Annotated in this window: 11 protein-coding genes; 10 read left to right on the forward strand and 1 reads right to left on the reverse strand. The window is 65.1% G+C overall.

What is annotated here, in order from left to right; translation table 11 throughout:
- From ACLV74_RS10580 to ACLV74_RS10605, 6 genes are all read left to right on the forward strand, one after another.
- On the forward strand, nucleotides 1-1,195 hold a 1,195-nt coding region (locus ACLV74_RS10580), incomplete at its 5' end, for a hypothetical protein (RefSeq protein ID WP_411879358.1).
- A gap of 4 nt (nucleotides 1,196-1,199) precedes the next feature.
- Complete coding sequence (locus ACLV74_RS10585; RefSeq protein WP_411879359.1) at nucleotides 1,200-3,956, forward strand: DUF2169 domain-containing protein; 2,757 nt, start codon at nucleotides 1,200-1,202, stop codon at nucleotides 3,954-3,956.
- On the forward strand, nucleotides 3,953-5,008 hold the full coding sequence (locus ACLV74_RS10590) for a pentapeptide repeat-containing protein (RefSeq protein WP_411879360.1): 1,056 nt from the start codon (nucleotides 3,953-3,955) through the stop codon (nucleotides 5,006-5,008). The genes ACLV74_RS10585 and ACLV74_RS10590 overlap by 4 nt, the downstream gene beginning before the upstream one ends.
- 69 nt (nucleotides 5,009-5,077) lie before the next feature.
- Complete coding sequence (locus tag ACLV74_RS10595; protein WP_411879361.1) at nucleotides 5,078-5,725, forward strand: DUF3540 domain-containing protein; 648 nt, start codon at nucleotides 5,078-5,080, stop codon at nucleotides 5,723-5,725.
- 9 nt (nucleotides 5,726-5,734) lie between these two features.
- Nucleotides 5,735-6,142, forward strand: coding sequence for a DUF4150 domain-containing protein (locus ACLV74_RS10600; RefSeq protein ID WP_411879362.1), 408 nt, complete (start codon nucleotides 5,735-5,737; stop codon nucleotides 6,140-6,142).
- 36 nt (nucleotides 6,143-6,178) lie between these two features.
- Nucleotides 6,179-6,958, forward strand: coding sequence for a hypothetical protein (locus ACLV74_RS10605; protein ID WP_411879363.1), 780 nt, complete (start codon nucleotides 6,179-6,181; stop codon nucleotides 6,956-6,958).
- Between the two features lie 32 nt (nucleotides 6,959-6,990).
- Here the strand turns inward: ACLV74_RS10605 and ACLV74_RS10610 are convergent, their stop codons facing one another.
- Complete coding sequence (locus ACLV74_RS10610; RefSeq protein WP_411879364.1) at nucleotides 6,991-7,791, reverse strand: hypothetical protein; 801 nt, start codon at nucleotides 7,789-7,791, stop codon at nucleotides 6,991-6,993.
- Nucleotides 7,792-7,879: 88 nt separating this feature from the next.
- On the opposite strand from ACLV74_RS10610, the gene tssJ reads away from it, so the two are divergent.
- The 4 genes from tssJ to ACLV74_RS10630 are packed head-to-tail and all read left to right on the forward strand — an operon-like array spanning nucleotide 7,880 to nucleotide 14,492.
- On the forward strand, nucleotides 7,880-8,590 hold the full coding sequence (gene tssJ, locus ACLV74_RS10615) for a type VI secretion system lipoprotein TssJ (protein WP_411879365.1): 711 nt from the start codon (nucleotides 7,880-7,882) through the stop codon (nucleotides 8,588-8,590).
- Between the two features lie 16 nt (nucleotides 8,591-8,606).
- A complete protein-coding gene (tssK, locus tag ACLV74_RS10620) occupies nucleotides 8,607-9,995 on the forward strand; it encodes a type VI secretion system baseplate subunit TssK (protein WP_411879366.1) in 1,389 nt (462 codons plus the stop codon).
- Nucleotide 9,996: 1 nt separating this feature from the next.
- Nucleotides 9,997-10,671 (forward strand): DotU family type IV/VI secretion system protein, encoded by a 675-nt coding sequence (locus ACLV74_RS10625; protein ID WP_411879367.1) that lies wholly within the window; start codon nucleotides 9,997-9,999, stop codon nucleotides 10,669-10,671.
- Between the two features lie 5 nt (nucleotides 10,672-10,676).
- Complete coding sequence (locus tag ACLV74_RS10630; RefSeq protein WP_411879368.1) at nucleotides 10,677-14,492, forward strand: type VI secretion protein IcmF/TssM N-terminal domain-containing protein; 3,816 nt, start codon at nucleotides 10,677-10,679, stop codon at nucleotides 14,490-14,492.
- The last annotated feature ends 1 nt before the right edge of the window (nucleotide 14,493 follow it).

The raw sequence follows: 14,493 nt of genomic DNA on the forward strand, positions 1-14,493 counted from the left end.
GATCGTCAACGCGGCCCCGAACTCCGAGAACCCCAGCGTCGTCAACAACAAGAACCCGAGCAAGGACATCATCAAGTCGGCCGGTGGCGGATTCATGGAGTTTGAAGACACCAAAACCCGCCAGCACCTGCAGCTCTACAGCCCCATCCTGAAGTCGAGCCTGCGCATGGGCGCCGCGACCGACCCGCAGTCGGTCTACAACATCGCGACCCTGGAGCCGTGGAAGCAGAACTACGGCGTTTTGTGCGAGACCCAGGGAAACATGGGGCTGAACCCGGTGGGGGCCATGGTGCTCAAGGCGGGGTCCGCCGGCAAGTTTCCGGTGGCCGCGCCAAATCCGGGTGACTTGCAGGCGCTCGCCAAAACAACCATGATCGACCTGGACAACCAGCGCCCGGTCAGCCAGCCGCCAACCTCGCCGGGTATGCTGGAAATCTTTGCCAGGCACCTGAACCTGTACGCGGAGCCGACCGGCGGCGCAGACGGAACGTCAAAGTTCCAGTACCAGCTGATCACGTCAAGTACTCCTGCGCCCGCCCCCGCCCCCGCTCCCGCACCGGGACCTTCGCCGGCGCCTGCCCCGGCACCGGCGCCCGCACCGGCACCGCCATTCGCAGGCTGGAGCATGGCTGACCTGTACACACTGGGCAATCTGGGCGATCTCAATGCCAGCCTGAAAGTGCTCCCTGCGGATGGCGTCCGGGAAATCGTGGGCACCAACAAGACAAGCTATACGCAGGCCAATTCCAACTCCGTGACTTTTGGGGACAGTGCCTCGGTCGTGCGCGGCAACAGCATCAAGCTGACCCGCGGCATGGATACCAGCCACACCTACGGCATGAGCAGTTCGCTTTATTTCGGCATGAAGAGCGACATGATGATGGGCCTGAGCAACTCGACGTATCTCGGTGTCAAAAACGACCTGTACATTGGCGGGAAGATGTCATTTGCGCTCAGTGCCGAACTCAAGGTCGCGCTGAGCGCCACGGCGGACGCCACCTTCGGCACCAAGAACACCCTTAACGCCGCGACCGAAATCAATGCCAAGATGCTGGAGGCGAAAGCCGTGGCGGTTGAGCAATCGAACACCGTCACATTGCTGACCAACCACGTCATGGCCTTGCGGCAAAACGTGAACAACATCCACACCGATATGAACATGATCGCGACCGCGGTTCTTCACATCTGGACTTGATCACATGCGAGTCATCAAGCCCCAACGCCTTGCGCTCCAGTCCCGAACCTATGAGTTCGAGGGCCGGTTTTATCTGGCCGTCACCACCATGGCGTATTTCGCTTTCGATACACCCGGGCGGCTGCTGTCCGAGGTATCGATGTGGAAGTTCCTGGCCACCGCGCTGGGCAAGGATGCCGTGCTGGACATGGGCATGCCCAAGAAGCACGGTGAGTTCCTGGTCTACGGCCAGTGCCATGCGCCTGCCGCGGGGCCGGTGACGGCCTTGCCGGTGCGGGTCCGCGTTGGCGCCCAGGCCAAGAACCTGCATGTATTCGGGAACCGCCACTGGAACAAGCGCGGGCCGGTGTCTTCGATCAGCGAGCCTGAGCCTTTCACCAGTATTCGCATGGACTATGGCAACGCGTTCGGCGGACCCGGCTACCCGCAGAACCCCGCCGGCAAAGGCATGCCGCCGGCCGACGCCGGCGCGCCCTGGCTGCTGCCCAACATCGAGCTTCCGGGCAAGCCGGTCGTGTTCACCGACGACCGGCCGCCGCCGGCCGGTTTTGGGCCGATCGATTTCAGCTGGCCGCAGCGTTTTTCCAAAGCGGGCACGCATGACCAGAAATGGCTGGAGACCCGTTTCCCGGGCTTCGCGGCCGACATGGACTGGACCATTTTTAATGCCGGTCCCGAAGACCAATGGCTGGGCGGCTTCTTCGCGGGCCAGGAGGCCTTCGAGGTGTCCGGCATGCACGCGGAAAAAGACACGGTATCCGGCCGCTTGCCGGGGTGTGCCTCGCGCTGTTTCATCACCCGCAAGATGCCCGGCGGCGACGTCTTCCAGGAAGTGCCGACACGGGCCGAAACGCTGTTCCTGTTCCCCGGTGCCGAGCGCGGCATTGTGCTTTTCCGGGGCGTGGCGGAGATCTCCACCGACGATGGGGCGGACGTGCTGCACCTGCTCGCCGGCGCGGATTCGCTGGCCGCCCCAAAGCCCGAGCAGCATTACAAGGACGTTCTGGCGATCAGGCTGGATCGCAAGCTCGGTGCCGTGCATGCGCTCAATGACGCGCCTTTGCTGCCCGATATGCCGCAGCGTCAATCGGGGCCGGATGCCGAAGACGACGACGGTATGGAGGCGATGATCCGGCCCAACCAGCTGCATCGCAAAAACCTGCTGCGCAAGCAGGAAAAAGTGTTGAGTGAGTCCAGGGAAAAGCTCTCGAAAATGAAAGAGGAGCTTTTGCAGGCGCATCGTGCCAACGGCCTTGCGCCGCCCGATACCAGCGACATTGACCGTGCAATGGCCATGACGATTGAGCCCGACCCTGCGCCACCGACGCTGGAGGAGCTCCCAAAGTTCAAGGCCGACATGGACGAACTGCTCAAAAAAGGCCTGGAAGAAGGGCAGCGCAACAAGGCCGAGGCCATGGAGCGTATCCGCGCGGCCTGCGTCGAGAACAAGCTCGACTTTGACCAGGTCATGGCAGATGCCAAGCGCCAGGGCAGCGGGCCGCCCAGGCCCCTGGCAGCCCAGGTCCTGCAGCAGGTGCAGGGCGGCGGGGCGGAGCTGCAGTCCATCGGGCAGCCCAATGCGGACCTTGACCGGCTCGCTGCCGACCCGGCGCTGTCAGCCCGGCTTGCGCAGGCCGATGCCATGCGGATGGACAGCTACCGCAAGCATGGCCACCTGCAGGGCGCTGCCGCGGCCATGCCCGCGGAGGCGTCCGAGGCCGCAAGGACGGAGCTGTCCGCGGCGCCCGCATCCGGCAGGCAGTTTGCGGGGCGTGACTTCACGGGCGCCGATCTTTCGGGGCTTGACCTGTCGGGCGCCGATTTTTCGAATGCGTTGATGGAGTCTGTGAATCTTTCGGGCGCCAACCTTCAGAACGCCAGGTTTGCGGGCGCCGTGCTGGCCCACGCTGTTTTGACCGGCGCAACACTCGCAGGTGCCGGCTTCAGGAAGGCGAACATGGGTTTTGCCGTGTTGTCGGGCGCCAAGGCCGCGGGCGCGGACCTGGCCGAGGCTGTTTTGGCGGGCGCCAATCTGGCAGGCATTGATCTGTCCGGGGCCAACCTGGAGGGTTGTGACTTCATGGGTGCGCGGTTTGCCGGCGCCAACCTGTCCGGCGTGAAGGCGCACGGCGCGAAGTTCATTGAGGTGGACCTGCAACCGCAGGAGCTGTCCATTGAAGAGATACCGGAACAGCCGCCGGTTGACTTGCGCGGCGTCCGGTTTGCCGGGGCGGATTTCAGCAAGGCGCTGTTCATGAATTGCCAGATCGACAACGCCGATTTCAGCGGCGCCAATCTCAGCCAGGCGATTTTGCTGTCCGCCATGGGAAGCGGCGTGAATTTTTCCGGCGCCGACCTGAGCAAGGTGTGCGTGGTCAAGGACAGCCGCCTGGACAGGGCCAATTTTCGCGGCGCCAAACTGCACAAGGCCAATATGCGGGGAACCGACCTGGCCGAATCCGTTTTTGCCGAAGCCGATCTCAGCGACGGTGATTTTTCGGAGGCGAGCATGCCGCGCGTGGATTTCCAGAAAGCCAAGGGCGTCAACGTGCGCATGGTCAGGACCGACCTGAAACAGGCGGATCTTTCCGGGGCCGACTTCAGGCAGGCCATCCTGCAGAAAGCCGACTTGCGGAGCGCCAACTTCAGCGGCTGCAACCTTTTCGGCGCGGACCTGCTGAGGGCGATCCGCGACGCCTCAACCATTCTTGACAAGGCAAACCTCAAGAAAGCCGTCTTGCTGGGGGCGCAGACATCATGAACCGCGACGAACTGCTGGAGTTGATCCACAACGGGGAAATCGCGCAGGACGCCAGTTGCGCCGGGCTGGACCTGTCCGGCGCGGATCTTTCCGGCGGGATTTTCGAGAGGGTTTCCTTCGCGTCCTGCAACCTGGCGGGCGCCACGCTCGCGGAGAGCTTGTTCTCCAACTGCGACTTCAGCGGGGCCACACTCTCGCAGGCGAGCCTGCACATCACGCGGATGGTGGACTGCACGCTCTCGGCAACGGCCCTGTCCTCGGCTTACCTGGCGACGGCCGCATTCATACGCTGCGACCTGTCAGGCGCGGATTTTTCAGCCGCCAACATGACGATGGCCAAGCTGGTGGAATGCAACGCGTCGCAGGCGCGGTTCACGGGCGCCAACCTGGACCGCGCGGCCATTTTGCAGTCGCAACTTCCGGGAGCGGAGTTTCGCGAGGCGATGCTCAAGCAGACGGCGATCCTCGAAACCGATTTGTCCGGCAGCGGCCTGGCGGGCGCCATCTGCGCCAACGCCATCTTCGTCAAGTCAAAGCTTGCCGGGCTGGCATTGACGAACATGCGGCTGGCGGCAACCCAGTTCATAGGCGCCGACCTCAGCGGGGTGGACTTTTCGGGCTCGGACCTGACCCAGTGCAATTTCAAGGACGCGATTCTCGACGGCGCGGTGCTGCGCGGATGCGCGGCGGGCAACACGCTGTTTCCCAACGCCCGCCTCCACGGGGCGGTGCTGGAGGGCGCGGCGCTGCAGCAGGCGATCTTCATCGAGGCCGACCTGGGCGGCGCAGATTTGAGCCGCGCCAACCTGTACCAGGCCCAGTTCACCAAGGCGGTTTGCCGCGGCGCACGGTTTCAATCGGCCGAACTGACCTACTGCGACTTTTCGCATGCCGACCTGTCGGAAGCCGACTTCACCGGCGCCAAACTGTTCCGGGCGGTGCTGCACCGGGCCAGGGAAGAAAAAACCGTCTGGAAGGATTCCAGTCGCGACCTTGCGCTGGGAACCGACCCGGAACTGGCCGAGGCCGAAGACTGGGGCCGGCGGGCATGAGGCGCTGCCTCACGCCGCCTTATTCATATTCACAGTGACAGCGATTTTTGATTTTCAGAAGGAACAAGCATGAGCAACCTGGCCATTCAACCCAAGCTGGTCGCGATATTCCAGCAGTACGGCATCGTTGCCGAAGCCGGCGACGACTTTGTGGTGCACACCGACGCGGCGGTTTACCGGGCGCGCAAGGCGGCCAGCTGCCTGCTGGAGCCGCTGGTCGGCGACAAGGTGCTGCTGGTCACCGACATGGAGGCGGGCGATTACGTGCTGGCCGTGCTGGAGCGCGACGCGGGGCGGCCGTCCACCCTGAGCCTGCCGGGCGACGCGCAGATCAGGATGCAGAGCGGCCGGCTCACCGTCTCCGCGCGTGACGGCATAAGCATGGAGTCCGCGCGCGACATCGCGATGCAGTCCGCAAGCCTCAAGGTCGAAGCCCTCAAGGGCGAGGTGACGGTGTATGACTTGTCCCTGGTGGGCGACGCCTGGCGCAGCTGCGTGGACCGCGTGAAGTCCGTGGGCCGCAGCTTTGACTCCATCCTTGAACGTTGCCACCAGCGTGTGTCCCGCTCCTACCGCGTGGTCGACGAGATGGACCAGGTCAGGGCCGGCCAGATCGACTACCAGGCCGAGGGCAGCCTGCAAATGCATGCCAAATACACCTTGATGACGGCCGATGAGCTGGTCAAGCTGGACGGCGAACAGATTCACCTCGGCTAGGAGTTTTCCATGTTTGCCAACTCACAAATGGGCGGGATGAATATGGGTTTCCCGGACGTCTGCATCACGCCGATTCCGTCCCCTGCGGGGCCCATTCCCACCCCCCTGCCTTATCCCAATATTGCCACCGGCATGATGGGTGTCCCGGCCGCCTACAACGTGCTGACCGGCGGCACGCCCGCGCACAATATGGGCACCATCATCCCCATCACCAACGGAGACAACGCCGGTCTGATGGGCGGCGTGGCTTCCGGCACCATGATGGGGCCGTCGCGCGCCCTGACCGGTGCCTTCACGGTGCTGGTCGGCGGCATGCCGGCCACCCGCATGACCAGCATGAACCTGCAGAACTCCACCAACTGCCCCGGCGTATCGCTGGTGCCCAGCCAGCTCAGGGTGCTGATACTGGCGCCCTGAGTTGCCCCGCCTGACGACAAGCCTCAAGGACATCCCATGAAAACCGTCTGGATCACCGCCCTCAAGGAAGACCAGCCCCGCGTGGCCGCCGTCACCGCGGTGCTCAAACGCTACGGCCTGCAATGCAAGGGCCACTTCTGGGCCGACCAGCCCGACAAGCTGGCCTGGCGCATCGCGCTCGACGCCATGCTGGAGGCGAAGGCCGACGCCTGGCTGGTGCTGGTCGACGGCGATGAGGTGAAAAAGCCCTCGGTGCGCTACGGCCTGTCGCTGATGGCCTCGGCCTTGCGCGGCGCGCGCGGCGGCAACTTTCCCATCCTCACGCTGTGGAACTCCGTCCCGCCGGAAGAGGCCCCGCTGCCGGCGCTCATGGCGCAGGCCGAGCGGCTGCTGGAATCGGGCGCGAGCTGGCCCGCGAAAATCGTGGCCAAGGCCAATGTGCCGGGCAAGGCGGCGCCGGCTGAATTCCGCTTCGACGTGCTCGGCAACGAGCGCCTGGGCCAGTGGTTCGAGATAGGCCCTGTGGCCGGCGCCTGGCCGGGCGTGGTGTTCGGCGTGCAGGGCGGCGGCGCCGAAATCCAGTTCCAGGCCGTGGGCCCCAAAACCATGCTGCCGGAAAAGACCACGCTGGAGTTCGCGCAGGAGGGGATGAAGATCGAAGTCGCCGGGAATGAATACACCGCGTGGGCGGTGCGCAACCAGGTCGATGACAACACGTCCTACTTCGTCAAGGTCAAGGGCTGCCCTGACTCGATTCTTTTCATGCCCTATGCCGAGGAAGCGGATGCGGAAGCCACCATCCTGAGGCTGGTGTGAATCCGCGGATTTTTCCGGGTTTAGCGCCGCTCTCAGTCCAGCCGCTTGCGGGCCGGGCCGGTGATATCGCCCCCCGCGCTGACCAGCAGGGCTTCGCCCGGGTCGTAGGGCAGTTCGGCGACGCGCTCCTCGTTGTTGAAGCGGTAGCCGACGCGGTAGACCGACTGGCTGAGCGCCGTCTGCAGCCGCGTGCCGCAGGTTTTGTCGCGCAGGAAGACTTCCACGGGGATGTCGTCATCGGGGTCGTTGCCGGGCGCCGGCGGCACGGCGGGCGGAAACACCATGTCCCACAGCGCCTTGCCGGCCAGCGCACCGCCCAGCATGCCGGCGGCGGTGATGGCCGGTTTCTGCTTGCCGAGTTTGTCGCCGATGGCGCCGCCCACGACGGCGCCGGTCACGCCGCCCGGGCCCAGCACAAAGCCGGCACCGGCGCTGCCGAGGATCACCGGCACGGCCCAGCGTTTGTAAACGGCGGCGGTCGCATGGCGCTTGAGCAGGAAACCGCCGGTGAAGCCGCCCATGGCTGCGCCTATCAGCGGCACGGCATTGCGCAGCAGCCAGGGTTTGGCGTTCTCCTCGCGGATCAGGTATTGGCGTTCGGGGATCAGCACCTGCCAGCAGGTCGATTCGACGGTGCTGGTGCTGCCCAGCGTGGCATAGGCATAGAGCACCGGGGCCAGCACGGGTGCGGGCGGCAGTTCAATGTCGGCGAGGACGTCGGGAACGGACGGGCTTGCAGCCGTGGCGGGAGTGCTTTGGCCCAAGGCGGGCAGGGCCGGCAGCGCCATGGCGATGCAGACAAGCCCCGGGTAAATTGCCGCTCCAATTTGCATGGCTTATTATCATCTTCCCGAATGAATTCACCAAAATTACCTTTAATTACGAACAGGGCAAAACTTGGTTGAACAAAGGTCCCGGCGGGTGCGTGCATGGCGGGTGGCTGGCGCCTGCCTGGCCGCCGGCATGGCGGCGGCGGCCTTGTCGGGCTGCGCCACGGCCAATTCCCTGATGGGCGGCAACACGCGCAAGGAAGCCGTGGCCGAAATCGCCTGGGAGTTCGCGCGCAACGCCATCCTGGTGGAGGTCGAGGCCGACAACCGGCTCAATGAATACGGCGGCGAGGCCCACACGCTGGTACTCGGTGTTTACCAGATGGAAGATTCCGCGGCCTTCTATAAATTGATCGCCGACACGGCGCTGGTGGGAAAATCACTGGAAAGCGGCAAGGGCGGTGAAGGGTTTGTGCATTTCGCGCGCTACGTCGTGGCGCCGGGCCAGCATTCCATCCTGCAGCTGGACCGGGCGCAGAAGGCGAAATTCGTGGGCGTCACGGCCGGTTATTACCAGATGGAGGCGGCCCGCAGCGCGCGACTGTTCGAGGTGCCGCTCACGGTCGAGAGCGAGGGCATGGTCAGCAAAACCTACAAGGCCGCCCCGGCGACCCTGGCGGTGCGCCTTAATTTCGGACCGGACGAACTGCTCAATGCCGAGCGGCTGAACCGGGACCCGGCGGGGAAAAAGAACAGCGAGGCGGTTCCGCTCGATGGCGGGGGCCGCGAGATCAAATTGACGCCGGATTCGCTCAACGATGCGATGAACGCCGCCAGTACAGTGAAAAAACTGGACAAATAAGGACAGCAGGCAGCACATGGAAGAAAAACAAGGCATTTACTGGCACCAGGGCATGTTCCTGCAGTCCCAGCATTTCCAGATGGCTGACCTGCACAACCAGTTCCAGCACAAGCCCCTGCAGGAGTCCGGCCTGCCGCATTTCTGGGGCGTGGGCGAGCTTGAGCTCGTCAGCGCGGCCGCCACCAACCGCACGGTCGAAGTGCAGGCCGCGCGCCTGCTGTTCCCCGACCGCAGCTACATCGAATACCCGGGCAACGCCGTCATCAAGGCCAGGCCCTTCGACGCGGACTGGGTGGAAGGCGACAAGCCCTTCACCGTCTACCTGGGCCTGAAAAAACTCAGCGCCACCGAAAACAACGTGACCATCGCCGCCGACCTGACGGAAGCCGGCGGCGTCTCCACCCGCTACGCCACGCTGGCCAACCCGCCCGAGGTGGCCGACCTGTATTCGGACGGCCCGGCCGCCCAGGTGCGCACGCTGCTGCACGTGGTCAAGGTGTTTTTCGAGGGCGAGATCGACAAGCTGCAGGACTACAGCCTGATCCCCATCGCGCGCCTGGTGCGCGACGGCGACGCCATCAAGGTGTCCGAGAGCTTCATTCCGCCCTGCTATGCGATTTCCGGCTCCAACGTGCTGCTGCGCCTGGTCAAGGACATCCGCGACGAACTGACCGGGCGCGCGCGCCAGCTGCAGGAATACAAAAGCCCGCGCGAAATGCAGAAGGCCGAATTCGACGCGAGCTACATGGTGTTCCTGCTGGCCTTGCGCTCGCTGAACCGCGCCAGCCCCTACCTGTTTCACCTGACCGAGACGCGCCAGGTCCACCCCTGGCTGGCCTACGGCGCGATGCGCCAGCTGATCGGCGAGCTGAGTTCGTTTTCGGAGCGCTTCAACATGCTGGGCGAGGCCGAGGACGGCACGCCCGGCCTGCCGCCCTATGACCACAGCGACCTCGGCAAATGCTTCGACCGGGTTCGCACCATGGTCAGCCACCTGCTCAACGAAATCACCGTCGGCCCCGAGTTCCTGGCCATCCTGCAGCCGCAGGGCGATTACCTGGTGGGCCAGTTGCCGCGCAACTTCTTCGGCCAGCGCAACCGTTTCTACCTGGTGATACGCACCGAAAAAGACATGGAGTGGGTGGTCGATTCGGTGCAGCGCGACGCGCGCCTGGCCGCCACCGACGAAATGCCGGGGCTGATCTCGCACGCGCTGCCGGGGCTGGAACTGATTCACATGGTGGCGGCGCCGCAGGGGCTGCCGCGCAGGTCATACTCCTACTACTTCCGTATCGAGCAGATGAGCCAGCAGTGGGAAATGGTGGAGCGCGAGGGCTCTATCGCGCTGTACTGGACGGATGCACCGGCCGACCTCAAGGCCGAAATTGTCGTGTTGCGGAGATAACGTGCGCCTTGTTGACTGCTTCATTCCCTTCATGGCGTTCGTGCGCCATTTCCAGGGCACGCCCACGGGAAGCACGGCCTCCGTCAAGGATCAGCTCGACAGCCTGCTGGGCGACGCGCGCCGCAAGGCGCAGGAAACCGGCATCGCCGAGGCCGACACGCTCAGCGGCATGTTCGCCGTCGCCGCCTGGGCCGACGAAATCCTGCTGGCCACCGCCTGGGCCGGCGCCGAGGAATGGAAGCGCCTGCTGCTGCAAAAACGCTATTTCAACGTGTCCAGCGCCGGCGTCGAATTTTTCACCCGCCTCGAAGCCCTGGGCCCGCAGCAGCTCGCGGTGCGCGAGGTTTATTTCTTCTGCCTCAGCATGGGCTTTGCCGGGCGCTACGGCCATGACCGCAATCCCAAGACGCTGGAAGACATCAAGCAGGCCTGCCTGCAGCAGCTGGTGCACGAGGGCGAAGGCCTTTACGGCGATTCGGGCAAGGTGATGTTTCCGCAGGCCTACGCCAATCTCACGCGCGGCAAGCAGCAGGCCGACGGCCGCTGGCATTGGCGCATTTCCTCGCTGACGCTCAGCGTGCTGCTGGCACCGCTGGTCGTGCTGGCCGTGCTCTACGGCATCTACCACCTGATCATCTGGCAGACGGCCAACTCCATCATGGCGCAGATCAAATGAAAGCCTTGCGCACATTCCTCCTGTGGCTGCTGGTCCTTACGGTGCTGGCGCTGCTGAGCTGGGGCCTGGCCCTTTACATGGACTGGCCGCTGTGGGCCGCCGTGGCGGTGTTCTTCGGGGTGCTGGGCTTTTACCTGCTGGCGCGTTTCATCATCCGGCTGGTGCTGGTCTACCGTTCGCGCAGCCTCATGGCGCAGGTGTCGCCGGCCAACCAGGACAGGGCGGCCAAGCAGTCCTCGCCGCGCGCGGTGCTGATCCGCAAATGGAAGACGGCCGCGGCCACGCTGCGCGCCTCCAGCCTCAAGCGCTTCGGCAACCCGCTCTACGTGCTGCCCTGGTACATGATCGTGGGCCGCTCCGGCACGGGCAAGACCACGGCGCTGACGCGCACCCGCCTGTCCTCGTCCATCCAGAAGGTCAGCCAGAGCGCCCGCATCGAGCAGACCGCCAACTACGACTGGTGGTACTTCGACCGCGCCGTCATCATCGACTGTGCCGGGCGCTACGTGGAAGCGGCCGACCTCGAGCAGGACCGCAGCGAATGGGAACTGGGCCTGGACCTGCTGGCCAAATACCGCGGCAAGGAAGGGCTCAACGGCCTGGTGCTGGCCATCAGCACCGAGCGCCTGTCGCACCCTGAAAAAGACGACCTGCTCGAAGAAGGCCGCGTGATCCGCGAGCGCATCGAGCAATTGATACGCCTCTTCGGCAAGCGCTTTCCGGTCTATGTGCTGGTCACGCAGTGCGACCGCCTCTACGGCATGGAAGAGTGGGCCCGCCAGCTGAGCGAAAGCTCGCTCGAGCAGGCCATGGGCTACCTGGCCGAGCCCGACAGCGGCGAGCCCGGCGAGAACCAGTTCCTGGACAAGGCCTTCGGCAACATCCACGAGCGCCTGCAGGTGCTGCGCACGGTGCTGGTGGCGCGCGGCACGCCGGTCGCGCCCGAGCTGCTGCTGTTTCCCAACGAGCTGAACCAGCTCAAGCCCGGCCTCGAAGTCTTCCTGCGCGCCTGCTTCGGCGACAGCGCCTACCTGGAGACCCCGTTCCTGCGCGGCCTCTTCTTCAGCAGCGGCCTGCAGCAGGGCGGCGCCGTCTCCAGCCTGCTGGGCCGGGTGCTGCCGCCCGTGCCGCAGCACCCCAGCTCCAACGCCGGGCTGTTCCTGCATGATTTCTTCGGCCGGGTACTGCCGCAGGACCGCAACATCTCGCTGCCGGCCTCGCTGCGCAACCCCTGGCGCACCGCCACGCAAAACCTCGGGCTACTGGCCTGGGTGCTGCTCAGCGTCGCGGCCGGCATCTTCATCACCATCGGTTTCATGGACAACATGCAGACGCTGTCGCTGCTGCAGGAAAAAGACCGCCTGAACATCCAGTTCACCGGCAAGCTTGAGGACGACGCGGCCACGCTGGAGCGCCTGGCCGCAACCATTTCCATCATCGAGCGCCGCGACGACAACTGGAAAAGCCAGTGGATGGTGGAGACCACCAACATCGACGACCTGGAAGACCGGCTCAAAAGCAGCTTCACCGACAACTTCCGCAAATACATATTGCCCGTCACCGACGCCCACTACCAGGAAGACTCCGAGCGCATCCTGCAGAATGACCCCAACAAGGAGTTCCCGCGCCAGATGCGCAACCTGGTGCGCTACATCAACCTGCTGCAGGCGCACCAGCGCGGCGCCGACCGCGAGGCGCTGCTGGCCATGCCGCAGCGGCAGCACATCTCGCGCTACACGCCCGAGCTCTACGCGCGCCTGAACGATCTCTACATCTCCAACATCGCCTGGTCGACGCCCAACGACCCCTACGTGGCGGTGCGCCTGCGCTTTGAGCAGCAGCTGTTCAACCAGCTGGCGCTGCACGACCCGGCGCTGACCTGGCTGGCCGGCCTGCCCGACAGCAACCCGCTGATCAAGCCCGTCACCGTGCAGGACTTCTGGGGCGGCACCAGCCGGCCCCGCGGCGCCGCGGCCGGGCCGGAATTGCCGGTGGTACCCGCCGCCTTCACCACGGCCGGCAAGCGCGAGATCGACGCCTTCCTGGTCGAGATGGAAAAAAGCATAGACGACGGCCCGAAGTTCCTGGCGCACCGCAGCGCCTTCGAGGTCTGGTACAAGGACAACCGCCTGCAGCCCTGGCAGAAATTCGCCGCGGGTTTCCCCGGCACCGAACGCACGCTGTCCGGCGAGGTCGAATGGCGCTCGGCCATGGGCCTGATCACCAGCGCGCGCAGCCCCTACTTCCGCGTGATGGACCGCCTCAACGAAGAGTTTGCCGACCAGTCCGCGGCCCAGCTGCCGAGCTGGCTGCGGCTGTCGCGCGAACTGGCCGAACTGCGCAAGCAGGCCGCCCGCAGCGGCACCGCGGGCGACGCGCTCAACGTGGTGGGTGCCATCAACAACGTGGGCGGCAAGGCCATGAAGGAAGTCCTCTCGGGCTCCGCCGGCCAGGGCCAGACCACGATCAAAAACAACCTGGGCGCGGCCGCCACGCTGCAGAAATTCTTCAAGGACCTCAACGCCGTGGCCACCGACGTGGTCGTCGGCCCGGGCAAGGCCTACCAGGCGGCGGTGGACTTCCACAGCTTCTCGACCGACCCGGCCGTCAAGGCCTCGGCCCTGCAGTCCACGGCCGACAGCCTGGTGCAACTGCGCCGGCAGGTGGGCTACAACAGCCCCGACGACGAATTCGTCTGGCAGCTCATGGGCGGGCCCTTGCGCTTCGTGCTGGCCTACACCGAGGAGCAGGCCTCCTGCAGCCTGCAAAGCGAATGGGCTTCCAAGGTCGACTGGCCGCTGCAGACCGCGCCCAACATGACGGCCATGCTGGACCAGCTCTACGGCGCCAAGGGGACGGTCTGGGCCTTTGCCGACGGCCCGGCCAAGCCCTTTTTGCAGCGCGACGCCAACCGCTTCGCCATCGTGCAGACCCTGGGCTACAGCGTGCCCTTCACGCGGCAGTTTTTGCCCATGCTCAACGACGCGGCCGGCAAGCGCGTGGAGCAGCTCGTCACGCAGCAGCGCGCCGAGCTGCAGGACCAGACCGACAAGCTGGCCGGCCAGAAAGAGCAGTTGCAGTCGCAGCAGGCGCTGGCGCAGGTCGACCGCATGCTGGCCGACATCAAGCAGAAGACCGACGCCGTCAAGGCGCAGACCCAGCAGCTCACCATCACCGCGCAGCCCACCAGCGTCAACCCCGGCGCCAAGGCCAAGCCCTTCGTCACCGTGCTGTCCATCCAGTGCGCCACCGGCGCGCGCGTGCTCAACAACTACAACTTCCCCGTGACCGACAGCTTCCCGCTGGGCGACCGCCAGTGCGGCGACGTCACGCTGCAGGTCAAGATCGAGGACGTGGTGCTCACCAAGAAGTACCCGGGCTCAGGCGGTGTCGTGCGTTTCCTGCAGGATTTCCGCGACGGCTCGCGCCAGTTCAACGTCGACGAATTCCCCGCGGCACGCGCGCGGCTCGATGCCCTGGGCGTGCGCCAGATCGGCCTGCGCTACAACTTCGAGGGCCAGGACGCCATCCTCAAGGCGGCGCAGCAACTCGAACAGCTGGACCGCCTCGAAAAAGAAAAAACCGCCGACAAGCAGCGCCTGCAGGACGCGCAGTTCGCCCGCGAGGAACGCGGCCTGCAGGCCAAGCTCTCCAGCGCGGCCGCCGTACCGGCCATCGAAGTCTCGCTGCCCAAGCAGATAGGCGTGTGCTGGGACACGCGGCTGTCGCCGCACAAGCCGCAGGACACGCAGGCCATGTTCAAGGAACTGGCCGCGGCGCAGGTGCAGGGTGCGCCGGCTGCGGCTACGCCGGCCCGCTAAC

The sequence above is a fragment of the Polaromonas sp. YR568 genome, from assembly GCF_943369415.1.
Classification (GTDB): Bacteria; Pseudomonadota; Gammaproteobacteria; order Burkholderiales; family Burkholderiaceae_C; genus Polaromonas.